This is a genomic window from Alishewanella sp. HL-SH06, assembly GCF_052656265.1.
Genome location: NZ_CP199752.1, coordinates 2,121,145 through 2,147,769, shown reverse-complemented (window position 1 = coordinate 2,147,769; position 26,625 = coordinate 2,121,145). Strand labels below are relative to the sequence as shown.

17 protein-coding genes and 1 pseudogene are annotated in these 26,625 nt (G+C 46.0%); 6 read left to right on the top strand and 12 right to left on the bottom strand.

Annotated elements, in window-relative coordinates:
- Positions 1–180: 180 nt before the first annotated feature.
- Complete coding sequence (dcd, locus tag ACUJFK_RS09925) at positions 181–774, bottom strand: dCTP deaminase (RefSeq protein WP_226751655.1); 594 nt, start codon at positions 772–774, stop codon at positions 181–183.
- Between the two features lie 2 nt (positions 775–776).
- A complete protein-coding gene (locus ACUJFK_RS09920; RefSeq protein ID WP_445424727.1) occupies positions 777–1,673 on the bottom strand; it encodes an Mrp/NBP35 family ATP-binding protein in 897 nt (298 codons plus the stop codon).
- 129 nt (positions 1,674–1,802) lie between these two features.
- Between ACUJFK_RS09920 and metG the strand changes: the two genes are divergently transcribed.
- A complete protein-coding gene (gene metG / locus ACUJFK_RS09915; protein ID WP_445424726.1) occupies positions 1,803–3,863 on the top strand; it encodes a methionine--tRNA ligase in 2,061 nt (686 codons plus the stop codon).
- A 33-nt stretch (positions 3,864–3,896) separates the two neighbouring features.
- Positions 3,897–5,387 (top strand): MFS transporter, encoded by a 1,491-nt coding sequence (locus ACUJFK_RS09910; protein WP_445424725.1) that lies wholly within the window; start codon positions 3,897–3,899, stop codon positions 5,385–5,387.
- A gap of 1 nt (position 5,388) precedes the next feature.
- Here the strand turns inward: ACUJFK_RS09910 and ACUJFK_RS09905 are convergent, their stop codons facing one another.
- On the bottom strand, positions 5,389–6,852 hold the full coding sequence (locus tag ACUJFK_RS09905) for a hypothetical protein (protein WP_445424724.1): 1,464 nt from the start codon (positions 6,850–6,852) through the stop codon (positions 5,389–5,391).
- 39 nt (positions 6,853–6,891) lie between these two features.
- Positions 6,892–7,893 carry an NAD(P)H-quinone oxidoreductase gene (locus ACUJFK_RS09900; RefSeq protein WP_445424723.1) on the bottom strand — a complete coding sequence of 334 codons (1,002 nt, stop codon included), beginning with the start codon at positions 7,891–7,893 and terminating at the stop codon, positions 6,892–6,894.
- 95 nt (positions 7,894–7,988) lie between these two features.
- On the opposite strand from ACUJFK_RS09900, the gene ACUJFK_RS09895 reads away from it, so the two are divergent.
- Positions 7,989–9,194 (top strand): class I SAM-dependent rRNA methyltransferase, encoded by a 1,206-nt coding sequence (locus ACUJFK_RS09895; protein WP_445424722.1) that lies wholly within the window; start codon positions 7,989–7,991, stop codon positions 9,192–9,194.
- Between the two features lie 208 nt (positions 9,195–9,402).
- On the opposite strand, the gene ACUJFK_RS09890 is transcribed toward ACUJFK_RS09895, so the two are convergent.
- The 4 genes and pseudogenes from ACUJFK_RS09890 to ACUJFK_RS09875 form a co-directional block, all read right to left on the bottom strand.
- Positions 9,403–9,702 carry a PilZ domain-containing protein gene (locus ACUJFK_RS09890; RefSeq protein WP_306178732.1) on the bottom strand — a complete coding sequence of 100 codons (300 nt, stop codon included), beginning with the start codon at positions 9,700–9,702 and terminating at the stop codon, positions 9,403–9,405.
- Positions 9,703–9,763: 61 nt separating this feature from the next.
- Positions 9,764–13,649 (bottom strand): annotated as a pseudogene (gene hrpA, locus ACUJFK_RS09885) (ATP-dependent RNA helicase HrpA).
- Between the two features lie 161 nt (positions 13,650–13,810).
- Positions 13,811–14,230, bottom strand: a complete 420-nt coding sequence (locus tag ACUJFK_RS09880) for a CBS domain-containing protein (protein ID WP_445424721.1) — start codon at positions 14,228–14,230, stop codon at positions 13,811–13,813.
- A gap of 76 nt (positions 14,231–14,306) precedes the next feature.
- Positions 14,307–15,314, bottom strand: coding sequence for an isoaspartyl peptidase/L-asparaginase family protein (locus tag ACUJFK_RS09875; protein ID WP_445424720.1), 1,008 nt, complete (start codon positions 15,312–15,314; stop codon positions 14,307–14,309).
- Between the two features lie 422 nt (positions 15,315–15,736).
- On the opposite strand from ACUJFK_RS09875, the gene ggt reads away from it, so the two are divergent.
- Both ggt and ACUJFK_RS09865 read left to right on the top strand, forming a co-directional pair.
- Entirely contained in the window at positions 15,737–17,416 is a 1,680-nt protein-coding gene (ggt, locus tag ACUJFK_RS09870) for a gamma-glutamyltransferase (RefSeq protein WP_445424719.1), read from the top strand.
- Positions 17,417–17,505: 89 nt separating this feature from the next.
- Positions 17,506–18,486 carry an extracellular catalytic domain type 2 short-chain-length polyhydroxyalkanoate depolymerase gene (locus ACUJFK_RS09865; RefSeq protein ID WP_226751667.1) on the top strand — a complete coding sequence of 327 codons (981 nt, stop codon included), beginning with the start codon at positions 17,506–17,508 and terminating at the stop codon, positions 18,484–18,486.
- Positions 18,487–18,490: 4 nt separating this feature from the next.
- Here the strand turns inward: ACUJFK_RS09865 and ACUJFK_RS09860 are convergent, their stop codons facing one another.
- Complete coding sequence (locus ACUJFK_RS09860; protein WP_445424718.1) at positions 18,491–19,687, bottom strand: class I SAM-dependent methyltransferase; 1,197 nt, start codon at positions 19,685–19,687, stop codon at positions 18,491–18,493.
- A 42-nt stretch (positions 19,688–19,729) separates the two neighbouring features.
- Between ACUJFK_RS09860 and ACUJFK_RS09855 the strand changes: the two genes are divergently transcribed.
- Positions 19,730–19,906, top strand: a complete 177-nt coding sequence (locus tag ACUJFK_RS09855) for a hypothetical protein (RefSeq protein ID WP_445424717.1) — start codon at positions 19,730–19,732, stop codon at positions 19,904–19,906.
- Positions 19,907–20,056: 150 nt separating this feature from the next.
- Here the strand turns inward: ACUJFK_RS09855 and ACUJFK_RS09850 are convergent, their stop codons facing one another.
- The 3 genes from ACUJFK_RS09850 to ACUJFK_RS09840 form a co-directional block, all read right to left on the bottom strand.
- Positions 20,057–20,572: a cell division protein ZapC domain-containing protein gene (locus ACUJFK_RS09850; protein WP_445424716.1), complete on the bottom strand. Its 516-nt coding sequence runs from the start codon at positions 20,570–20,572 to the stop codon at positions 20,057–20,059.
- A gap of 98 nt (positions 20,573–20,670) precedes the next feature.
- On the bottom strand, positions 20,671–21,681 hold the full coding sequence (pyrD, locus tag ACUJFK_RS09845) for a quinone-dependent dihydroorotate dehydrogenase (RefSeq protein WP_226751671.1): 1,011 nt from the start codon (positions 21,679–21,681) through the stop codon (positions 20,671–20,673).
- A gap of 71 nt (positions 21,682–21,752) precedes the next feature.
- Positions 21,753–26,579: an NAD-glutamate dehydrogenase gene (locus tag ACUJFK_RS09840; RefSeq protein ID WP_445424715.1), complete on the bottom strand. Its 4,827-nt coding sequence runs from the start codon at positions 26,577–26,579 to the stop codon at positions 21,753–21,755.
- Positions 26,580–26,625 lie beyond the last annotated feature (46 nt).

Here is a 26,625-nt window from a genome sequence, read left to right as displayed (position 1 = left end):
TCCTTTAAAGCTGTATTGAGCTAATAAAAAATCATTTTTTATGCATTTAAAACACAGAAACCTATCACTATGCTTAGCACACAGTTGCCAGACTATGCAGTTTTATTGCATAATCATTGCGCTTCATTTTTGCTTTATAAGCTTGCGCCCACCTGATACGTGGGCTTTTTATTTTTTAGTTCAGCCACCTTTATGGTCATGGCTAATCCGGCTGGCAACCGCCCCTGTTTGTTCTTTGTACTTCGCATCCAGCCTTTTATTGTAAGGTCTGGCAGCAGGGCCAGTCATCAGTTCAAAGTTTAACGCGCCTATCTTCATATTAGGGCGTAAAGCTAAGGGTAACTTACCACTGTTGTAAAACTCTAAAACGATATTACCTGACCAGCCTGGATCAATGCGATGTGCCGTCACGTGCACCATTAAGCCTAAACGCGCTAGCGACGAACGGCCATCCAACCAGCCCACAATATCATCAGGCAAGGTCACTGACTCTAACGTGACACCAATGGCTAATTCACCGGGATGCAGAATAAATACCCCATCATCGGCTAACACGATCTCATCGCTCATGACGGAATGTAACGCCGCATCCACCTCGGCGCGGGGGCCACTTAAATCGATGTAAGGTGCGGCATGCGCCACAAATACCCGAAACTTATTACCCAAACGAATATCGACGCTCACGCCACTGATCATGTCAACATCGGGGGCTGGCGTGATGCAAATTTTGCCGTCGGCTAGGTAGCGCTCTATATCGCGGTCACATAATCTCATGTTTAATCATCCGTTATTTTAATTTCAACCGAAGCGTACTCCGGTAATTCACCGCTTACCCGCTGTAATAGCGCCAAGCTAATATCATGATACAAAGCGGCAATGGCCGCATCGCCTTGTGTTAAAGCCACGCCCTGATCAGACTGCTGACGAATACTCCCCTGCAGAGGTAGTTGCCCTAGTACCGGGACTTGATGGCGCTCAGCCAACCTTAGCCCCCCCGCACTCCCAAATACGTCATCATGCGCACCACAGCTTGGGCAAAGGTAAAAGCTCATATTCTCAACTAAGCCCAGTACAGGAATAGACACTTGGCGAAACATACTAATGGCTTTTTGGGCATCGGCCAGTGCTAAATCTTGGGGTGTAGTTACCACAACCGCGCCGGTTACCGGTAACTTTTGTGACAAAGTTAACTGAATATCACCGGTGCCTGGGGGTAAATCAATCAATAATACATCCAATTCCGGCCAAATCGTTTCGTTAATCAGTTGCAGCAAAGCTTGGCTTGCCATTGGGCCACGCCAAACACTGGCAACCTCGGGATCCACTAAAAAACCAATAGATTGTAATGTTACCCCATGCTGCTGCAGGGGTTGCATTAATTTATTGTCGGGCGATCTAACTTTTTGCCCCGTTAAGCCAAACAAGGTAGGTAAAGAAGGGCCATAAATGTCGGCATCAAGCAAGCCGGTGCGCACACCCGCGTTAGCCATCGCCATGGCCAAATTTGCAGCCGTAGTCGATTTACCCACGCCACCTTTGCCCGACGCGACCAAAATAACCGTGTGGATCGCTTTAAATACCGGGGCCTGTTGGCGAATTGCCAACAACGCGTTTTGCCAAGGCTCAGCCTGTGGTGTTTGGGTTAATGCTGATTTTTTCAGCCAATTAAACATTGAGACTCCTCAAAAACCAAAAAGGGTGGCATTTTTCCCAGCAATCTGACAATGCCGGATGCGATTTAATGGCGGCTATAGTATCATTAGCGCATATATTTTCAGTCATTTATGTAAGAGCGATCTTTAATGTCAACACGGAAAATTCTGATCACCAGCGCCCTGCCGTATGCAAACGGCCCCATCCACCTTGGTCATTTATTGGAATATATCCAAACCGACATTTGGGCCCGCTTTCAGAAAGCACGTGGCCATCAATGTTATTACGTGTGTGCCGATGATGCCCACGGCACACCGATTATGCTTAAAGCGCAGCAGCAAGGCATTAGTCCTGAGCAGATGATTGCGCAAACTAAAATTGAACACAGCACTGATTTTGCTGACTTTGGCATAGCCTTTGACAATTATCATTCTACGCACAGCGAAGAAAACCGCGAGTTTGCTACTACCATTTATAACCGCTTAAACGCTGCGGGACATATTAAACGTAAAGTCATTAGCCAGTTATACGATCCACAAAAATCCATGTTTTTACCGGATCGTTTTGTCAAAGGCGATTGCCCCAAGTGCGGCGCACAAGATCAAAATGGCGACAGCTGTGATGTCTGCGGCGCAACCTATAGCCCAACAGAAGTTAAAAATCCACGGTCGGTTGTGTCAGGCGCAACGCCCATTTTAAAAGACAGTGAACATTACTTCTTTGACTTACCGGCCTTTGCAGAAATGTTGCAAACCTGGACGCGCAGCGGTGCCTTGCAAGATGAAATGGCCAATAAACTACAAGAGTGGTTTAAAGATGGCCTCCAAATGTGGGATATCAGCCGGGATGCGCCTTACTTTGGCTTTGAAATTCCAGATGCGCCAGGCAAGTTTTTTTACGTATGGTTAGATGCCCCCATTGGCTATTTAGCCAGCTTTAAAAATTTGTGCGATCGCATCAATGTCGATTTTGACAGCTTCTGGGCCCCCGGCTCAGATGCCGAGGTTTATCATTTTATCGGCAAAGATATTATTTATTTCCACAGCCTGTTTTGGCCTGCCATGTTAGAGGGCGCGGGCTTTCGCAAACCCAACGCGGTTTATGCACATGGTTTTGTCACAGTAAATGGCGCGAAAATGTCAAAATCGCGCGGCACCTTTATCAAAGCACGTACTTACCTAGAGCACTTAGATCCTGAATACCTTCGCTATTATTTTGCCAGCAAATTAACCAGTGGTATTACCGATCTCGATTTAAACCTCGAAGATTTCACGCAAAAAGTGAATGCTGATCTCGTGGGCAAAGTGGTCAATATCGCCAGTCGCTGTGCCGGTTTTATTAGTAAGCGCTTTAATGGCACCTTGTCGGCAACGCTGGCCGAGCCAGAGCTGTATCAAGATTTTATTAATGCCGGTAGCAGCATTGCGCAATTCTATGAGCAACGTGAATTTGCGAAGGCCATTCGCGACATTATGGCGCTTGCTGATCGTGCGAATCAATATATTGATGCCAAAGCGCCTTGGGTATTAGCCAAAGACGAGAGCAAACAACAAGAAACGCATGATGTTTGCTCTATGGGTTTAAACTTATTCCGCGTGTTAATGCATTACCTTAAGCCGGTGTTACCGAAAATGGCCGCGGATAGCGAAGCCTTTTTAAATACCGAACTGCTGTGGCAACACTACCAAAGCCCTTTATTAAATCATGCGATTAACCCGTTTAAAGCCTTAATGCAGCGTGTCGATCCGGTTAAAGTGCAAGCCATGGTTGCGGCGTCTACCGAAAACTTACAACCCACAGCAGATGCTAGCAGCACAGCCGCAAAAGCAAAAGCACCGGCTGCTGCGCCAATAGCAAGTGCACAGCGTGAACCGATTAGCGACACCATCAGCATTGATGATTTTGTCAAAATCGATTTGCGCGTCGCCAAAATTATTGCCGCCGCGCCGGTTGAAGGCGCTGACAAGTTAGTACAATTAACCTTAGATATTGGTGCGGGTGAAACCCGTCAGGTATTCGCAGGCATTAAAGCAGCCTATACTCCAGAAAGCCTCGTCGGTCGCCAAACGGTGATGGTCGCTAACTTAGCTGCACGCAAAATGCGCTTTGGTTTATCTGAAGGTATGGTGCTCGCAGCGGGGCCTGGCGGCAGTGATATTTTCTTGTTAAGCCCAGATGACGGTGCTCAGCCCGGCATGCGCGTTAAGTAACGCGTAACACAGTTCAACACTTAGAGGTAAAGGATGCCATCGCCATTTCGCAGTTTTTCGTCGCTGTTTTCTACCACGCTGATTATGGTGTTGGGAGCCGGCCTACTGACCACCTATTTAGCGTTGTCATTAGCCCGCGATGGTGTCGAGCAACTGTGGATTGGTGGCATGATGTCGGCTTATTATTTCGGTCTGGTTGCGGGCTCCAAAGTAGGCCATAGACTCATTGCGCGGGTGGGTCATATTCGCACCTTTGTGGCCAGCGCCAGTATTGTAACGGCCTCGGCCCTGTGCCACGCACTTACCGATACACTTGAAATTTGGTTGCTGCTGCGTCTGCTCGTTGGCACCGGCATGATGTGTCAGTATATGGTGCTTGAAAGCTGGCTGAACGAGCAAGCCGATAGCTCACAGCGTGGCTCCGTGTTTGCGGGTTATATGATAGTGTCTTACCTTGGCATGGTAGGCGGTCAAACCCTGTTGTCGTTCTTTCCACAGCTGGGAATAGAGCCGTTATTACTGGTTGGTATCTGTTATGCGCTTTGCATTGTGCCAATTGCACTCACTCGGCGCATCCACCCACAGCCGCTGCATCCTGCACCGCTCAAAATCATGGCGTTTTGGCGTAAAGTACCGCAATCTCTCACCACCATTTTAATTGCGGGGGGGATTTCCGGTTCATTTTACGGTTTAGCGCCCGCCTTTGCAGCGGGTATTGGCCTTAGCAATAGCGAAGTTGCCAGTTTTATGTCTGCCACTATTTTAGCCGGCTTATTAGCGCAGTGGCCGATGGGTAAGCTATCGGATCGGATCCCGCGAAGTCGTCTGGTCCGGGTCAATAGTGCTTTGTTAGGCCTGATTGTGTTAGTGATTGCCTTAGTCCCTCTTAACACCCTACTGTTGTTAGCAGCGACCTTCTGTTTTGGCATCCTCGCCTTTACTTTATATCCGCTGGCGACAGCCATGGCCAATCAGCGTATTGAACAAAGTGAGCGTGTCGCGCTATCCGCCACCATTTTACTGACCTTTGGTATTGGTGCAACCTTAGGGCCCTTAGTGGCCTCTTTTAGCATGCAGCTGTTTGGTAATAGCATGCTTTACCTCTATATGGCGGTATGTTGTGTGATCTTGTTCTTGCGCTTGGCGCGGGTCAATTACAACCAAAAAGTGGCGACCCGACTGCTATCCGAACAGCAACCTTCCGATTATCAACTGGCTTCGGGTGATTTAGTGTCATCGCCTTTAGCGGCCGCTTTAGATCCGCGAGTTGATGAAGAGCTGGTACAGCAACAAATGCGTGATGATGTTGAGCCGCTAGCAGAACAAAACACGACAGCAAATGAAGCAACTGCAGAAGGCGTCGTTCAGTCAGCTGTTGCCTCTGAGCCAACAGTAAAACACAACAACTTTGTGCCCAATATCCAAGAAGATGCGCCCCCCTTCGCTCCCTCTGACAGCTTGATAGAGCCTGAATCCCCCCAAAACCCTAAGCACGAGTTGGCTCGGCTTAGGGTGCTTTGCTAGCTTAGTTCGAGATCACTATGGCTTTATTCCACAAGTTTTGGTTTTTGGTATGTAGAAAATAATCATAAGGATGCCAAAACTTTGGAATGAGCGGTGAAGCCATGCGCTCTTGGAAGTCGTAAACGAGCTTGCGTAAAATATCTAACAAACGCTCTTCTGGTATCACTTCAAGCTTTTTACGGGCAGGCGCAAAATATAAGTTATTTTCAATGCTTAACACACAAGCTCGCGCAGACGCTTGGTAAGTTAAACTGTAGGTCACAATACGACAAAACGGCTGGCGGAAATTGCTCGGATAAAGCCCGGCAACGATGGCGTATTCATAACGATCCATGTCATTACCATCTGAGTCTTTTGGAATATAAGGCAAGCCATAACCTTGCGGAAACATCCCGACAATCCGCAAAAAACCCGCCACACTATTTTTACTAATTTTGCCAAGCTCAGCACTTTTATCTAGCGCCAAAGCGGCCTTTGGCAGATCTTCATAATTGTAAGATTGCTTGGTTGATAACACCATCGAAGTGTAGATTTGCGGGATCCGCAGCACATTACCAATGCCCTCTTGCGGCCGTGCCGCTTGTTTCAGCAGCAATAGCAATAACTCACGTTTTTGCTCCTCATCACGCACAAAGCGATCTCGCTCATCACGAGCACGCCCACGATAGCGGCCCTTACTCAGTGCATGCTGCACATAGTTAAACGCTTCAGTGTAACTGTCCTGTAAAAATGTATTGCGCTCATCCGCCTCGAGTTCACGAAACTCATCGAAGTTACCTTCAGGCCCTTTCAACAGCAATTGACAGCTGGGATGACAACGGCCGATATCTTGTAAAATCGCCGCCATTAACACCGTGACATGAATATTATCGCGATAAGGATGGTGAATAGCATTGTCCGCATAAGGAAGTTCTTTACTGGCTTGATAACATTCCATGATATACGGATGATCAATCAGACCGTCCATGACTAAACGGTCTAACAGGCGTAAGCTGAGTAATGCTTTATAAAGATGACGCACTTTTTGGTTGGTTTTGGCGACATGTCGGCCTTTAGTGGGCGACATCAATTGGATCGTACCGAGCATCTTGGCAGTTTGCTGGTTCGTATCCACAAAGGTGTCACTTTGGCATAGCTGTAATACGTCATAACAAATCGCTTCTAGCTCGCTATAACGCTGAAATTTTGCCTCTTCAATTTGATTATTGAATTCTTGAGATTGGCTTTCTGCCTCTTTTAAATTACGCGCTGTACCTGCCTTACCTTTCGCGCCGCTGTGATTGTTTTCAAATAAATACAATTGCTGCTCTAACGCAGCAGCCTGTGCATCTTCCTCTGGCTTAGCGGCAAACCAGAGCACAGCTTGCTCATAAATGGAGTCTTTCAACGGACTATGGTTATAAATCCGCTCTATTAGCCTTTGCACCGTTTTTGCATAGTTGGCCTTGCCAAAACTTACTGCCATGCGTATGTCGTCCTTTCACTTGGCGAAACACCAATCAATTTAAAACGTTAAAACTAATTTACCAATGGTTTGATTCGACGCCAGCATTTGGTGTGCTTGCTCGACATCTGAGGCAGCAAACTGTTGATGAATCACCGGTGTAACCTTGCCGCTGGCCATATCTGCTGCAAAATCGTGAATAAAGTCCGCAGTTAACTTGCCCTTATAGGCTAAATCGCGATTACGTAAGGTAGAACACCAAAGCTGACCGCGTTTTCGAAATAACGGCACGAGTTCGAATTCGGGCACCGTGCGTCCTCCCATCATCGCATAAATAATGATCTTACCGTCTTGAGCTAATAAGGCGACGTCTTGATTAATATAAGGCCCGGCAACCGGATCTAAGATCAGATTAAAGCCTTCTGGCCAAAACTGTTTTAACGCGTCACTAAACTGTTGCTGCCGATAGTTGATAGCATATTCAGCACCGAGCTTTAAACATGCCTCGGCTTTGTCAGCACTGCCCACCGTAACGGCACTATGCAACCCTTTAGCTTTGGCTAATTGAATAGCAGAAGTGCCAACACCACTGGCTCCCGCATGAATAAGCACACGCTGGCCAGGTTGCGCTTGGCCTTCGGTAAATAATAATTGGTAAGCCGTTAAAAAGGTTTCTGCGGTTGCTGCGGCCTGAACCATGCTCCAGCCAGTTGGTACGAGCATAGCATGCGCTTCTGGCATCACCACATATTCGGCATAACCCCCACCATTGACTAAACCAAACACTTGCCGGCCAAGCCAAGCCTCTAAACGGGCATCCGCCACCGCCACCACGATGCCAGCCACCTCTAAGCCTAAAATGTCGCTATCGCCTGGCGGTGGCGGATACAACCCTTGGCGCTGCATCAAATCAGCACGATTAATCCCACAAGCCGCTACTTGAATTAATAGCTGACCGGTCATCAATTCTGGTATAGGTTGGCTTTGCCATACTAAAACACTGTTTTTACCGGGTTGCTGTACCGAAACGGCAAGCATTTGCTGCGGAATTGGCTTGTTCATAGCACTCCATAACGATAGCTTTACGAATTTACTTTAGCTTTGTCGGTCTCTTCTCTAAAATACGCCCTTTAGTCTAGCACAGCGTACATAAAATCATGAATAGAACCGTAAACTTACCTACAATTGTCTTGCAAGATGGTCGTGAAAAGGCTCTGAACCGCCGCCATCCGTGGCTGTTTTCCAATGCCATAGATAAGGTGTTAAATACCCCTAATCGCGGCGACACGGTTGAAGTACTCAGTAGTAAAGGACAATGGCTGGCACGGGCAGCCTATTCACCGAGTTCACAAATTCGCGCCCGCATCTGGACTTTCCAACAAGATGAAGCGATTGATGTTGATTTCTTCGTACGTAAAATCAGCCGAGCATGGCAGATCCGTCAAAGTGTCTTTAATACCGAAGATACCAATGGCCTGCGCATCATAGCAGCCGAGTCGGACGATCTTCCCGGCATTACTATCGATAAATTCGCCGATGTATTGGTGGTGCAGTTATTATCCGCGGGGGCGGATGCCAAACGCAAAATGCTAGTAAGCGCTTTGCGTCAGGTTTTTCCTGAGCACAGTATTTACGAGCGTTCAGATGTTGATATCCGTAAAAAAGAAGGCTTACCACTGGTTAAAGGCTGGTTACATTTACCCCGCGAAAGCGGCGAAGTGCTCATTAAAGAGCACGGAATGACGCTGATTGTTGATATTATTGAAGGCCACAAAACCGGTTTTTACCTCGATCAACGTGCCAGCCGAGCAGCCGTGCGTCGGTATGCGAAAAATGCCGAGATTTTAAACTGCTTTAGCTATACCGGTACCTTTGGCGTAGCTGCTTTATTAGGCGGTGCTCGTCATGTGACTAACGTGGATATGTCAGAGTTAGCCTTAACTACCGCCAGCCGTAACGCCGAGCTTAATCACTTAGATTTAAATGCCCTCACCCATACAAAAGCCGATGTGTTTAAGTTATTACGACAGTATCAAGAAGAAGGCAAAACCTTTGATATGATTATATTAGACCCGCCGAAGTTTGCGGATAATAAATCACAACTCAATGGTGCCTGTCGGGGTTACAAAGATATAAACCGCTTAGCGATGCAATTAGTTAAACCTGGCGGTTTGCTCTTCACCTTTTCTTGTTCAGGCTTAATTGAAGAAGCCTTATTTCAAAAAGTCGTGGCCGATGCAGCGCTGGATGCCAAGCGAGATTGTTTGTTTATCGAACGCTTACAACAAGACAGTGACCATCTGATTGCCAGCTTTTTTCCTGAAGGCTTTTACTTGAAAGGCTTAATTTGCAAAATCTATTAAGGCAGCTTGAGCTTGGCTGAATATTTGCTCAAAGCAGATTAAAGCTCTGTATGACAGAGTATGTCAGTGTGATGTAATTGACTTGAGAATATGTCAGCAGCAGTAAACAACATGGCAATGTTGCTAGCATCAGCCAATTAATAAAGTTGCTATGCCTTTTTATTAAAAGGCACAGCAACATTTTATAGAGACAGAGTGATTAACCGCTTTAGTTAAGCTCGATGAAAGCTAATCCCAAATTGTAGCTCTCTTCGCTGTCTTGACTGCAACGCATCACCTTAGCAGTCGCATCAAGCGGCGGTACGCTGGCATTCGGCGATTCTAAACGGATGCGAATTAAAGTGCCTAACTCAATCAACTCATCGGTTTCAACCGACATCCCCGAAGCACTTAAATCACGACAAACCCCATCTATGACTCGGGCGGCTTCTGGGTCGTTAATCATCAGCTTTACATCAGCATTTACCATCATGCGGTAAAAATGCCGGTTATCATTCCTGTTTACCATATCGATTTCCTTACACTACTTAACCTTAATCTTAGCAAGCTTAACACAGCCTGCAAGTATATTATTTAAGCTCTTGTACGGCATTAAGGATCCGCTTCGCAGAAATAGGATAAGGCGTTCCCAATTGCTGCGCATGCTGTGATACTTTTAGCTCTTGTAACATCCAACTTATCGCGCTTACGGCCTCAGGTAAGGGTTGTCCAGCAAATTTGCCAAGTAGTTGCAAATAAGCTTGTTCGGCATGTTGATATTCGTGCATTAACAAGCGATCTCGATTCGGATCGACCGGCAGTTTTTCTAAACGCTTCACCATAGCACTGAGATAACGCAGTAAATCGTCCATACGCGAAGCACCATGCTTTGTAACAAAGCCTTTAAAAATCAATTGCTCTAATTGACTTTTCACATCGGCTTGTGCCTGATAATGCGCCAAGTCGACTTTGCCCTTCAAACGCTTTTGAATTTCGTGATACTGATTAAGGATCCGCTCAACCTGCAGCGCAATTTGCCGCACCCGTTCAGCTAAATCAGCACGTAAGCGCTCTTTTAGCTGTTGAAACGCGTTGGCATCTTGTACCGGCAGTGCTTGCGTAATTAACTCATCGGTGGCTGCCGCAATACAATCATCAATCAGCTCTAATACCTTACCAAAAGGATTAAAGTACAAACCCAATTTGGCGCGGTTAGGTAACGTATCTTGTAAATACTTCACTGGGGATGGAATATTCAGCAATAATAAGCGACGCAAGCCTTTGATATGTTCTTGTTGCGCGCGCTGCGGATTATCCAACAGCCGAATGGCGACACTATCGCCTTCATCAATTAAAGCCGGAAAGGCTTTAATTTCAAAACCCGCTTGCAGCTTGACATACTCTTGCGGTAAGTCACCAAAGGTCCAGTTCGTCAACGCCGCTTGCTCAATACCCTGCTCTGCCACTTCGCTAAGGCTCTGCTGTACTTCACCTTGCAGCTGCTGTTTTAACAAAGCCAACGAACGCCCCTGCGCCACGAGCTTGCGCTCATCGACAATTTTAAAATTCATTCGCAAATGCGCCGCTAAGCCTGACAGTTCCCAAGCATCTTCTGGAATATTCAGCCCCGACATTCGTTTTAATTTATACGTAACAACGTCTAACAGAGGGCCATCCTCTGGTTGAATGCTTTGCAACAAGGCATCGGCGTAATTTGGCGCAGGCACAAAATTACGCCGTAAGTTTTTTGGTAACGATTTAATCAAGGCCACTAATAATTCATGACGCAGTGCTGGGATCAACCAATCAAAGCCGGTATTTTCAACCTGATTCAGCAGCGCCAGTGGGATCAACACACTGACACCATCATCAGGTTCACCAGGTGCAAAATGGTATTCTAACGGTAAGGTTAAATTACCCTGCTGCCAGCTTTCTGGAAATTTAGCCGAAGTAATATCTGAGGCATCCCGCTGCAATAAAGCATCAGGATCGAAATTTAAAAAAGTCGCATCTTGTTGCCGTTTTTTCTTCCACCATTTAATAAAATCAACACGATTATTAGCATATACGGGAATACGCTCAGCATAAAAACTGGCTAACGCATCATCATCGATTAAAATATCGCGACGCCGAGATTTCTCTTCGAGCGATTGCACCTGCTCAATTAATTGCTGATTGTGTTGTAAAAATGCATCTTGTAGCCCCGACTCGCCATTAATCAAGCCTTCGCGAATAAACAATTGGTGAGACACGGCTTCATCAATACGGCTATACAGAACCGGTCTTTTTCCAACAATGATCACACCGTATAACGTCACTTGTTCATAAGCGACGACAGCGCCTTTTTTTCTTTTCCCAATGCGGTTCACTGTAACTGCGGTTAACCAAATGCTGCGCCAAAGGTTCAACCCATTCAGGTTCAATTTTGGCTAAACTTCGCGCATACAAGCGACTGGTTTCAACCCATTCAGCGGCCATAACCCATTTAGGTTTGCGTTTGAACAAATGGCTGCCCGGAAAAGCATAAAAACGGGTTTGCCGCGGGCCCAAATAATCGGCTTCGCTGTCTTTACAGCCAATTTGCCCTAATAAGCCGCTTAATAATGACATATGCACTTGCTGATAATTCGCGGCTTGCTCGTTGCTTTTTAGTTGCTGCTCTTGGGCCACCTGGCTTAATTGCGAAACGAGATCTTGCCACTCGCGCACACGTAGGTAGTTTAAAAATTCTAACCGGCAGTTACGGCGAAATTGATTATTCGTTAAGGCATCTTGCTGTTGTTGCAGGTGATCCCACAGTTTAAGCCAACTGCTAAAATCCGAATCCGGATCGGCAAAGCGGCTATGTAATTCATCGGCTTTTTGCTGTTTATCCAGTGGCCGTTCTCGCGGATCTTGGATCGATAACGCCGCCACAATCACTAACACTTCCCGCAAGGCGCCATTATCACTGGCGGCTATCACCATCCGAGCTAAACGCGGATCGATAGGTAAACGTGCCAGTTGTTTTCCTAACGCGGTTAATTTTAGTGGGTCTTTACCGCGCTGCTGTGCAATTGCACTGAGCTCTTCTAACAGCTTTAAACCATCATTGACGAAGCGGCTATCGGGTTTTTGTAAAAAAGGAAAGGCTTCAATATCACCTAATCCCAGCGCCAGCATTTGCATAATCACCGATGCAAGGTTCGTACGCAGGATCTCCGGATCGGTAAACTCGGGGCGTCCGATAAAGTCTTCTTCGCTATATAAACGAATACAAATACCGGCAGCGACCCGACCACAGCGGCCTTTTCGCTGATTCGCGCTCGCTTGACTGATCGCTTCAATGGGTAATTGTTGTACTTTAGAGCGATAACTATAGCGCGAAATACGCGCAGTACCCGGATCGATCACATAACGGATCCCCGGTACCGTTAAGGAAGTTTCGGCCACGTTGGTTGATAACACAATACGTCGGCCTGCATGTTGCTGAAAAATCCGATTTTGCTCGGCAGCACTTAGCCGTGCATACAGCGGTAAAACTTCGGTGTGCGGTAATTGCAGTTTTTCTAGCGCATCGGCCGTATCACGAATTTCACGCTCACCGTTTAAGAAAATTAAAATGTCACCTGGCGGCTCTTGATAGAGCTCATTGACGGCATCAAAGATACCTTGCAGCTGATCGCCATCTTTATCATCCAGTTCACTGTAAGGGCGATAACGCACTTCTACCGGATAAGTTCGCCCCGACACTTCAACAATAGGCGCATCGAAAAAATGCTTCGAAAACCGTTCAGGATCAATTGTCGCAGAAGTAATAATGACCTTTAAATCAGGACGCTTAGGTAATAATTGCTTCAAATAACCTAATAAGAAATCGATATTTAAGCTGCGCTCATGCGCTTCATCAATGATCAACGTATCGTATTGATTTAAAAACCGGTCATGCTGCATCTCGGTCAGCAAAATACCGTCGGTCATTAACTTTATTAAGGTATCGGCATGAGTATGATCGCCAAAGCGGATTTTATAACCAACTTGCTGCCCAACCTGACAATGTAATTCTTCAGCTAAACGCGCACAAACACTGCGGGCGGCAAGACGGCGGGGCTGGGTATGGCCGATCGTACCGGCCACACCTCGGCCAAGCTCTAAACAAATTTTCGGGATCTGAGTGGTTTTCCCCGAACCGGTTTCACCGGCAATGATTACCACTTGATGCGCAGCAATGGCGGCTTTAATCTCATCTTTTTTAGCAACAACCGGTAACTCTTGAGGGTAATGAAGCGCCGGCACGGCTTTCGCCCGCACTTGGCGCAGCGCCATGGAGCGCTCAATATCGGCACAGAGCCGAGACAATTTACTTTGTTGTGCTGCAACGTCAGCGAGTTTTTTTAGCGCAGATAATTGGCGACGGAAACGAAACTGATCTTGCAGTAAGCAATCAGCCAATTTTGCGTAACATTCGGAAACAGAAAATGGTGCTGTAGCAGACAAAATAACGCCCTCAGAAGTCAGAGGGCGCAATGCTACCAAGTAAGGGTGCGGCAATCCAGTAATACGCTACACCGCCGGCTAACTGAAGTGTAAATATACTGAGGCGTCAGTGATTAACCCACTTTACCGTAATAAGTGTAAATTTACTGAGGCGTTAGTGTTTAACCTACTTTTCCGTAATGCGAGTGCAGTTCCTTGTCTATTGCCGCTAACACAGCGGAACGGGTAATGATCCCCAGTAAAAAACCATCATCGTCGACAACCGGATAGAGTTTCGGCTGCGCTTTCAACATAGTTTGTGCCACATCAATGATGCCGTAGTAATCTTTAACCGTCAGCACATTCGTTTGCATAATATCTGACACTTTAAATGATTGCTGATCGTGATAGGTTGACATCAGCATTCTGGCTAAACAATCTTGCTCTGAAATAAACCCAATAATTTTGCGCCGTTCATCAATAACCGGCCCACCGGTTTGTCGGCATTTAATTAATCGATCAACAGCCATTTCTACTGGCATCTCCGCATTAAACGTCACGGGATGCTTATTCATATAATCAGCGACTTTCAGTAAATCCATATTTCCCCCACAACAACCTGTTAGTTAACTTTTTAAGCTTAGCTCATCAGGTTAATTTTGCATGGGGGGTTAACGATTAATTCTCAGCGTTGTCACTAAAAATTTCTACCCGCAATGGCGTGACTGCGCCACGCATTGCGCGGTACATCCCTTCAGTATTAAACGCCCAGCTTAATTGCCCTGCCGCGTCCACCACAATAACACCGCCAGTGCCCCCTACTTTTGCCAGTTCACTCATGACTTCTTGCGCGGCCAAAGAGCCCGTTTTACCTTGATATTTAACCCGTGCGCAGATATCAGAAGCCACTTGATAGCGGATAAAGTATTCACCATGGCCTGTCGCAGAAACCGCACAGCTGCTGTTATCCGCAAAGTTACCGGCACCGATCACCGGAGCATCGCCAATGCGGCCATAGCGTTTCGCGGTCATACCACCGGTTGAAGTGGCAGCGGCTAAATTACCAGCCTGATCTATCGCAACCGCGCCCACGGTGCCCATGCGCCAGGCTGGATCAAATGGGATCTGTGCTTGATGCGGTTGCGGTGCCATAGCTTGCTTAGCGCGTTGCAAGGCTTCATACCGAAACTCGGTGTTGTAATAGGTATTTTTCACTCGCTCAAGTGGTAAGGTATCTGCAAAGGCTTCAGCTCCGGCGCCAGCAAGCATGACATGCTCAGATTGCTCCATCACGGCGCGCGCTAATAAAATGGGGTTTTTAATCGTACTTATCCCCGCCACGGCACCGGCTTGTCGGTCTTGTCCCTGCATGATTGACGCATCCAATTCATGCTGCTCATCAAAGGTATATACCGCCCCCTTGCCCGCATTAAATAACGGTGAATCCTCCAACAGCATCACTGCAGCAGTCACGGCATCTAAGCTGCTACCGCCTTGCTGTAGTACCGCGTAACCCTGCTCTACGGCTTGGGTTAACGCCGCTTCATAGGCTTGTTGCTGCACGGTTGTCATCTGTGTTTTGTTGATCGTGCCTGCACCACCATGAATAACAATACCAACGGGGCTTGCTGCGAATGAACTAACACAAGCAACACCTAGCAATGCCGCTAAAACGGAAACTTTCATCGTCTTTTCTACCTTTTTCAGTGAATAAGTTCTGCTATTAGATGTACGTTATTTCAGCGGGCTCAGCAAGTATATCGGTTGATTATGCTATTTCTTGCGATAGATCAAAACGTAAAATCAGCTAGTGCTTATATTAACGCTCGTTGTTAGCATTTTTGGTGATACAACACTAACCTGACATTTGGCGCCTTTATTGGGCGCCTTTTTTTTGTTGCTCACCCGCTTGCTAAGCGCTGAGTCAATCGAAGGTGTATTGCATGCTGGATGGCACTGACCGCCTTAAGTTAGCCCATAAATGCTTTGCAAAACAGCATTCAACGCCGCTTTATTCTTGCTAAGACAAAAAACGAATTACAACATCGATTTCTTTTCTTAAACGTCAATGCTATGTTCTGTGTTTCATCTTTGTTCGGAGCTTCGCTATGTCTTTCTTCACTCGTCCGTTCAGCCGCTTAGGGCTGATTGTTTGTCTCACCGTTATGTCTCCCGTGCAGGCAGAAAACGTTCTTAGCGCCGGTGCGGTCGCCAGCCCAGATCGTTATGGTGCAGAAGTAGCGGCTGCGGTGCTAAAACAAGGCGGCAATGCCGTTGATGCAGCAGTGGCTACGGCTTTAACCTTAGCGGTAACCTATCCTGAGGCAGGCAATATCGGTGGCGGTGGCTTTATGACACTGTGGTTTAACAATAGAGCCTATTTTCTTGACTATCGGGAAATGGCACCGGCAAAAGCGCACCGTGATATGTATTTAAATGCCGAAGGTGAAGTGATTGAAGGCATGAGCTTAGTGGGTCATCGAGCTTCGGGCGTGCCAGGTACCGTCATGGGCTTGTGGCAAGCACACCAGCAATTCGGCAGCTTGCCTTGGGCAAGTTTAGTCGCGCCAGCGATTAAACTGGCAGAGGAAGGCTTTACCGTGCCAGATAAAGCCTATCATTATGAAGGGAATGCACTGCAACGTTATGCCGGACGGACAAACTTTGCTGACTATTTTGGCGCAATGCGCCCAGGCGAACAGTTTAAACAACCGGCTTTAGCAAAAACCTTAAGCCGAATTGCTGAGCATGGGCCAGCCGATTTTTACCAAGGTGAAACCGCAAAATTACTGTTAGCTGAAATGACAAGGGGGCAAGGTTTAATCAGTGCCGAAGACTTAGCTAATTATCGGGCAGTCTGGCGCAACCCTATTGTGACTACTTGGCGCGATAAACAATTGATAACCGTCGCACCACCTAGCTCAGGAGGTATTGCGTTAATTCAATTGCTAACGTTAAAAGATCTGAATGCCCCCCACTTTGCTAATGTCAGCCATAACTCGGCCCAATACGTTCACTTGATTGCCGAAATCGAAAAACGCGTTTTTGCCGATCGTGCCGATTATCTTGGTGATCCTGATTTTACTGAAGTACCACAGCAACGCTTACTCGATCAGCGTTACTTAGCCAAGCGCGCCAGTGAAGTGAATGCCAAGGCTATTTCAGAGACGGCAAAAGTACGCCCGGGTTTAGAATCTGAGCAAACCACGCATTTTTCCATCGTCGATAAAGCCGGTAATGCGGTGTCAAATACCTATACCCTGAATTTAGATTATGGCAGTGGTGTTGTGGTGACCGATGCAGGCTTTTTATTGAATAATGAAATGGATGATTTTTCTGCCAAAGCCGGTGTGCCGAACGCTTTTGGTGTGGTTGGTAGCGATGCCAATGCCATTGCGCCGAAAAAACGCATGTTATCCTCGATGACGCCGAGTATTGTGTTAAAAGATCAAAAACTGGAATTAGTGATTGGCACACCTGGTGGCTCAACCATTTTCACCAGTATCTTTCAGGTGATGCTGAATATTTACGATTATAAAATGACTCCCGCTGCTGCGGTAGCTGCGCTGCGCTTTCATCATCAATTATTACCTCAAGATCAAATTCGCTTAGAACCCTATGCCAATTTAGCCAGCGAAGTGGCAGCAGAGTTAAGACAGCGTGGATATCAGCTTCACACGCCAAACTGGAACCTTGGCGATATTCAATTAATTAAAATTGAAAATCAGACACCGATCGCCGTGGCCGATCCACGAGGTCGCGGTGTAGCGTTACTGGTTGAAGATTAATTACCGCTCGCTACTGTACTAAAGCCTTATTGTCGTTAGTCGCATGCTGACCGATAGTAAGGCATCTAATTGTTATTTTTGGAGTGACTATGTTGTCATGTCGTTTAGCTGTGCTCAGTGCTATGGTAGTCAGTACCTCTCTCGCGGCCAGCGAACCCTTACCTAAATTGAATTTAACCGCAAATATCACCGTTTCAGGCTTGTCTTCCGGCGGGTATATGGCCGGTCAGTTTCATCAAGCTTATGCTGAAGAAGTGACGGGGGTCGCCATTTTAGCCGCTGGGCCGGTTAACTGTGCTCAAGGCGATTTACGTATTGCTATGGGGCACTGCATGGCGAACCCGAACTCAGAGCCTGATTTAGCCTCTATTGAAACGAAACTGAATCAGTTACGCGAGGCGGGAGAATTAGCGCCACTGAGCGCGGTACAAGGCGCTAAAGTGTGGTTGTTCAATGGCAGTGCCGATCAAACCGTGTCAGCTAAAGTCGGCGCGGCCTTAGCCAAACAATATACTCATTGGTTACCTGCAGCGCAGTTAGCCGTTGTGGCCGATCAACCTTTTGCGCACCACTTTCCCACGGCAAAAGCCGGTTTAACTGAGTGTGATAAATCAGAATCACCTTTTATCGCCAGTTGTCAGTATGACGCTGCAGCAAAACTACTGGGCCATATCTTGGCGAAACCTTTAAAAGCCGCTACGGATCCGATTGGTCAGTTACTGAAACTGGATCAACACCAGTTAGCACCCGCCAGTCAAGGTCAGTTAGCACAGTATGGTTATGTGTATATCCCGCAAAGCTGTGCTGCCGGTCAACGTTGTGACTTGCACATTAGCTTTCATGGCTGTCGACAAGACGCTAGCCAGATTGGAGAAGCCTATCTGCGACAAACCGGTTTAAATGACTATGCTGAAGCTAATCAACTGGTGGTGTTATATCCGCAAGTTGAAAAAAGCACGTTAAACCCGTTTGGCTGTTGGGATTGGTGGGGCTATAGCGCAAGCAATTATCTCACCAAAAAAGGCCCACAGAACCTTGCCGTAAAACAATTGGCGGCGGCTCTGCGTTAACACTCTAACAAGAGGCGGTGTTTGCGGACGCCGCCAATAATTGCTCCAAACAATGCTGCTCTACCCCATAAAACTGCTTTAAAGCGGCAATCTTGGCTAACACAGCGCTATTATCCTCAGGGCTTTGGCGCTTTGTTGCTAAGATCATTTTGTTCTTACTGGTATGTTCCAACGAAATAAACTCAAACACCTTGGTCTGATAGCCGTGTGCTTCTAATAGCAATGCGCGCAAACTGTCGGTGAGCATTTCTGCTTCCTGCCCCAAATGAATACCATGCTGTAGCATGGGGGCTAGCACGTCGGGTAAGCGTACCTGGGGGCGAATTTCTTTATGACAACAGGGTGAGCACATGATGATCTCTGCTCCGGTACGGATCCCCATATGCAGTGCGTGATCCGTCGCGGTATCACAAGCATGTAACGCCACCATGATATTAATACCCCGAGCTTTAAAGTGCTTTACATCACCTTGTTCAAAATTCAGACCGCTTAACCCCAGCGATTGGGCCGTGTTATTACATAAATCCACTAAAGGTTGACGCAACTCTACACCGGTAACCTGCACCGTTAAACCTAAGGTATGGGTAAAGTAATCATGCATAGCAAAGGTTAAATAAGCTTTACCCGAGCCAAAATCGGCTACGCGTAACTGTTGCCGCTGACTCAAACCGGTTTCTTTTACCGCAGCCGCTAAAATTTCGACAAACTTATTCAGCTGTTTCCATTTATTGGATAGCGCCGGAATAATCTGACCTTGCTGATCAGTGACCCCTAACGCTTTTAAAAACGGCTGGCTTTGCTCGACATAGCGCTGCTTTTGCCGATTATGACTGGCCACATTCACAGCTTGGACTTGGTGCGCTTGGCAGCTTATAAGAAACTTACCTTTTTTGCTTAAACTAAGCTGACATTGCTGCGAGCTAGTATTTAAATTAGCTTGCCGAAAATCATTCAGTAATAACCCCGCAATAACACTAAGCGCCTGCTCTGGCAGCAAGTTTTTTGTAACATGATTGGTTTGATAATGATAAACACACTTTAGCTGCCATTGTGCTTTTAGCTGCACAGGGGTAATTTCTAAGCGTTGCAAAGCAGTTTCTTTACCATGGTATTTACTCAAGACTATTTTCACCAGTTGCTCGGTACGGATGGCCTGCTTTAGCACATCGATAAACTGCTGATAGTTTGTTTGTTCTAGCATAACAATACTCCTAAAGGATCGGCGCCAGCATATGAGCCGCAGATGAAAACACACGATGCCACCAAGGCTGGGCCTGTAATTCTGTTAAGTATATTTGGCAGGGCGAAGCAAAGTCATGTTGAAATTTTGCTATTTGAATTGATATCATCACTTCAACGGGTAACAACATGCCATAAAGATGAAACAAGACAAGAGGGATTAATAACAGACGGTACTTAATCACTAAATATGTGTTAATGAAGCTATAACCATCGCTGATTTTGCGTTGAATAACTCACTGAAATGATTTTTACAGGAAACAAAAAGCGCTTCACCTAGCCCTAATACCCATATCGACATTTAATGTAGCAGTAAACATAAAGGATGAATTTAAGCCGTTTGGGCAAAATCAACGTTCATTTCAAAGAGTTGTGCACGATTACGCAATACGCGGATCACGCTGCCACGAGTGAGCAACTTACCCGCTAAGGTTTCGCCTTTGGTCAGCAGTAAACATTCGATACATTCTAAGTCTGAAGCGACCACTAAAGCAGGAATAATATCTTTACCCTGTAATTGCACTAACTGATATAAACCAATGTCTTGTTGGCGCTGAGTAACGAAATACCAGCTTTTATGCGCAGATAATTGGCGATAACGATTAGCTAAAGCGTGCAAAGCAAACTGTTCTCGCTCTTCATCACTTAAGGGCAAAGGTAATAACACATCATGAAAACGCCAAAACGCCTCAGCTTCCTCTAACGAAAAAGGCTGTGAGACGATTTTTTGATTGAGCACAGCGCCCGTTAACTCGGAAGTGAACGATGACGATGCACTCAAGGTTAACAACAAGCGATCTGCTTCTTGGCAATAATGCCAAACCCAATGTTCTGATGGCGTTAACATCTGATGTTCTTTACTCCTTGAAACAGAACAGATAACTACAAAGTACTATAGCACGCAGATCAGATTTGAAAAGCGCAATTCACATTAAAAACGTTTTTTTATAGCGATTCAACGATGTTTTTCACGAGTTTAGGGCCATGATAGATAAAACCGGTGTAAACTTGTAGCAGATCTGCTCCTGCCGAAAGTTTTGCTTGCGCTGAAGCCGAATTGTTGATACCGCCCACACCAATAATAGGAAAGTCTTTACCTACTTTATGGCGTAACTGAGCGATGACTTCCGTACTTTTGTGTTGTACGGGTAAACCACTTAAGCCACCTGCTTCATTGGCAAAAGGTAAATTCACCACTTGGCTACGATCTAAAGTGGTATTGGTGGCAATAGCACCGTCCATTTTACTACGCAGTAAGGTGTCAGCGACTTGTTCCACCGCGATTAAATCCATATCCGGTGCTATCTTCACGAAAACCGGCACATACTTATCATATTGAGCTTGTAAGTCTAATTGCTCGTTTTTTACCGCCATTAATAAATCGAGTAAGGCTTCACCAAATTGTAAATCACGTAAGCCCGGCGTATTTGGCGATGAAATATTGACCGTGATATAGCTGGCATGGGCGTAAACCTTGCGCATACAGTGAATATAGTCATCTTTACCCTGCTCGTTCGGGGTATCTTTGTTTTTACCAATATTAATACCCAGCACGCCTTTGTATTGGCTGTTTTTGACATTGTTAACGAGATAGTCAACACCTTTATTGTTAAAGCCCATGCGATTAATAATGGCTTCGGCTTGTGGTAAACGGAACATCCGCGGCTTATCATTACCCGCTTGTGGCCGTGGCGTTACTGTACCTACTTCAATAAAGCCAAAACCCATTTGGCCAAAAGCATCAATACAATCCGCATTTTTATCTAGACCGGCGGCTAAACCAACCGGGTTATCAAAATGGATCCCTGCTATCGTTTTGGGTTTTGCCACTAATTGTTGCCGCCATAAGCCTGCAACAGGAGAATGCGCTAACCGTTTTAGGCTGCCTAAAGCGAAGTCATGCGAGCGTTCAGCATCACAGGTAAATAACAGTTTCTTGGTCAATGAATAAAACATAGTTGGTCCTGCAATAAAAAACCCCGGAAAAACCGGGGTATTGTAATGACTTTACGGCTAAAACAACAGCATCAAACTGACTGACTTAACAACATCAATTCACGCATCGCCACTGAGAATTTTGCAAATTCATGACTTTGCGTTGTTTTAAACTCGGCTAACATTGAGCGCCAGCGCTCAACTAAGCTATGATGTTGATCTAACCAATTGTCAATTATTTCGTCGGTATCACAAGCATTACCGCAGTTTTTCACCACTACCGCAGTTAAACCTCGTTGTTGCCAATCTAATTCTTCACGATAAGAGGCACGTGCCAGCGCTTGCCAGTGGTTGGCAACCGGTTGCCGAGTGATTTGCTCGAGGAACCAATGTAACTCCAGCTTGTCGCCCAGTTTGAAGTAAATTTCTGACACCATCGCTAATGGCAGTTGTTGATTATCCGCCACTTGGGCAATATCCATTACCGAAAATACCGTGCTTAACTGCGTCAGATAACGGGCAATCTCAGCCGGGATACCCTGTTCAGTTAACACCTTGCTCTTTTCCGTTAATTCCTGCATTTCACGCTCGGCCACGTATTTCGACAGATCGTGAACCAGATCATTATAAGCAGGCTGGAAGAAAGCAATCGTTTGTTTGATATCTAATGACTTGTCACGATGACGCACAAACCAACGCGTGGCACGGCGAATAGTACGACGTAACTGGAACAGCACACGGCTTTGTAAATCTGCAGCAATTTTATTGTCGAGTAACTCTAATTGTTTCCAATGGCTTCCCACTTCAAACAACTCACGGACGATAGCATAACAAATGGCCACTTCCGATACTGAGGCGCCCGTTTCTTCGAACATACGTTGCACAAAGTTAGGCCCCATTTCATTAACCAGCATATTGGCCAGTTTAGTGGCAATAATTTCGGCTTTTAACGGGTGTTGGCTGATTTGCTCAGCAAACTTTGTTTGCAATACTTTTGGAAAAGCGCCACTGAGTAACTGTTGGAAATAGGCATTATCGGAAATATCTGGCGTAACTAAACGCTCTTTTAATACCATCTTGCCATAGGCCGTTAGGATAGCCAGTTCTGGACGGGTTAAACCCATGCCTTTAGCCATACGATCGGCAAGATCATCATCAGAAGGTAAGAATTCTAATTCACGATTTAGCTTACCGTCTTTTTCTAAAGCGTGGATAAAACGCGTGTATTCTTTAATTTGCTCAGAGCCGAGTAATGAAGACAAGCTAATGCTTTGCGTTTGACGGTAACAATCTTTAATCACGATTGCCGCCACATCATCCGTCATTTCGTTTAACAACTTATTACGTTGTTTGATGGTTAAATCACCACCTGTGACAAGCGCATTCAAGAGGATCTTGATATTAACTTCGTTATCAGAGCAGGTGACACCACCGACGTTATCAACGAAGTCGGTATTGATACGACCACCGTTGTTAGCAAACTCGATACGACCACGCTGCGTCGCACCTAAGTTACCCCCTTCACCGAAGATCTTCGCTTTTAAATCACGACCATTCACCCGCAGGGCTTCTGAGCCACGATCGCCCACTTCAGCATGACTTTCATTCGTCGCTTTCAGATAAGTACCGATACCACCGTTCCAAATTAAATCCACTGGCATGGTTAAGCATTCACGAATTAATTCATTCGGCGTCATGGTCGCTTTGCTCGTGCCTAACATCTCTTTCATTTGTGATGAAAGTTTGATGGATTTCGCACTGCGACTGAAAATAGCACCACCTTCTGAAATCAATGACTTGTCATAGTCATCCCAAGTTGATGTCGGCAGATTAAATAAACGCTCGCGCTCTTTAAACGAGCTTGCCGCATCAGGATTCGGGTCAACGAAGATATGCATATGGTTAAATGCCACTTGCAAGCGGATATGTTTTGACAACAGCATACCGTTACCAAATACGTCACCGGCCATATCACCGATACCGACACAGGTAAAATCGGTCGTTTGACAATTGATGCCAATTTCACGAAAGTGGCGTTTAACCGCTTCCCAACCGCCGCGAGCAGTAATACCCATCTTCTTGTGATCGTAGCCATTAGAGCCACCTGAGGCGAAGGCATCACCTAACCAGAAGGAATACTCTTCTGAAATACCGTTTGATATATCTGAGAAGGTCGCCGTGCCTTTATCTGCTGCGACGACTAAATACGGATCATCTTCATCTAAACGCACAACATCAGTAGGTGGAACGATACTGCCTTGCACGATATTGTCGGTAATATCTAACAAACCACGAATAAAGGTGCGATAGCAATCTTTACCTTCATTGATAAAGGCTTCACGCCCGCCGGTTTCCGGTAGTTTTTTACATACAAAACCGCCTTTTGCACCTGACGGCACAATAACGGTGTTTTTAACTTGCTGAGCTTTAACCAAGCCAAGCACTTCGGTACGGAAATCTTCGCGTCGATCTGACCAACGTAGCCCACCACGCGCCACCTTACCAAAGCGTAAATGCACACCTTCAACCCGAGGTGAATAAACGAAAATTTCAAACATCGGTAGCGGCAATGGCACTTCAGGGATCAGATCAGGTTTGATCTTAAATGAGATGTATGGCTTGTCGCTGTTATCAGCCGCTTTTTGATAATAGTTGGTACGCAAGGTTGCGTTAATCATATCAACGAAACGGCGGATAATCCTATCATCATCCAAGTTAGCGACATTTTCTAACTGTGCGGCAATTTGCTCTTCCAGTTTTTCAATCGACTTAGCGGTAGCTTTCGATTTTGGATCGAACTTCATGCTAAACAACTGCACCAATAAACCGGCTAAGCCCGCATAGCGCGAGAACGTATTTTCAACGTAAGCCTGCGAGAAGGTGCTACCAATTTGCCGTTTATACTTAGCATACGCACGAATAATTGACGCTTCACGACCAGTAATGCCTGCACCTAAAATTAAGCGGTTGAAACCATCGTCTTCTAACTGCCCTAACCAAACTTTGGTTAAAGAATCTTGAAAGCTTTGTTGTGCTGCAGCAAAGTCGGCCGGTAACTCCCCCGTTAACTCCATAGCGAAGTTTAAGATCCAACTAACAGAACCATCCGGACACTTCACTGCATAAGGCGTTTCACCGATAACCCGTAAACCGAAGTTCTCTAACATCGGTAACACATCAGATAAGTGGATAGGATGATCTTTATGGAATAAGTTTAAACGTACTGCTTTGCTGTCTTTGCTCTCTTCTTGTGGCCGGTAGAACAACATTTCCAGCTTATGTTCAGCATTTAAGCCTTCTAACTTACCGATATCAACCAAGGCATCATTCGGTAACATGTCTTCTTTATAGGCTCGTGGAAAGGCAAGTAAATACTTACGACTAAGGTCACGACCTTTGGCTTCGCCATAAACACCAATTAAGGCTGTTTCGAGTTTATCTTCCCAAGTACGGGCGGCTTCAACCAGGTTACGTTCAATTTCTTTCACTTTATACTCAACTTGGCGGTCATTGATCCGCACCAAATAATGGGTGCGGGCCAACACAGATTCAGAGAAATACGTAGTAAACTCAACTGGCTCAGTCGATCCTAAAGCTTGTGCCAGTAAGGCTTGCGTATCTTTACGTAATTGCGTGTTATAGCGTTCTCGCGGCACATAAACCATCGCCGTAACAAAGCGGCCAAAGGTATCTGCACGCAAAAATAAACGTGTCATGTCACGCTCCTGCATTTGCAGTACGCCCATGCTCACATCTAATAATTCATCAACGTTCGCTTGTAATAATTCATCACGCGGATACGTTTCTAAAATATTCAATAACGCTTTGTAGGCATGTGTGCCCACCGCGAATTCTGAACGGGTCATCACTTGTTGCAGTTTACTTTGCAGTAATGGAATATCTGCTGCACTGTTGTTGTACAAACTGGATGAATAAAGACCGATAAAGCGATCCTCACCCACCACCTTACCATTCTTATCAAAACGCTTGATACCGATATAATCGATATAGGCTGGGCGATGTACACGAGATTTATTGTTGGTTTTGGTTAATACCAGCAACGAGCTATTTAACGCTTGCACACGGCCACGTTCGGGTAATTCGGATAACATCAAATCACGTGGTTCAGAGCGACGCATTAAGCCGAGCGCACTGTCTTTATGGGCAACAATTTGGTAATCGCCCTTTACCGGATTAATGTCATAAGCGCGATAACCCAATAAAGTGAAGTTATCTTTCACTAACCAATTTAAAAACGCCGTAGTTTCGGCGATGTCTTCTTTGCTGGCTTTACCCGCATGCTTAGGTAATGCCGCGATCACCGCTTCTAATTTTTGTTTAGCCGGTTGCCAATCTTGCACAGCTAAAGACACATCTTCCATCACAGACAACAACTCGGCTTTTAACGCGTCGATAGCGCTAGCATCCGTCATCCGGTCAATTTCAATATGAAACACGGTTTGTTGTGTGGTGGGATCGGTTAAACGACCTAATTTTGAAAAATCGGTTATGGTGCCGTCTTTCTCACGTTTAGTTTGCAGCGGGTTGTGTAATAACAAGTGTGCGGTAATGCCATGACGGGTTAACGCCATTCGCACCGAATCAACTAAAAATGGCATATCTTGCACAACTAACTCAACAATAGTGTGCTTAGATTCCCAACCATGGCGAGCCAGTTCAGGGTTAAACACCCGGATCCGTGCGGCAGCATCGGCATGCTGATTTAATGTTTGCCATAAACTGAGGGCAGCACCATAGAGATCACTGTCATTACGACCGACTAAATCTTCGTTGGACATATTTCCATAGAGGGTTAAAGCAAACTTTTCGACTAACGTTACTTGCTCTTTTACTTTTTGTTTGATGAGCTTGCTGACGTTTTGTAGTAACACTGAGGGTAGACTGTCTAACTTGGTCATTATTATTACATCCTTTTATCAATCACTGCGAGGTCGCATGATCCAC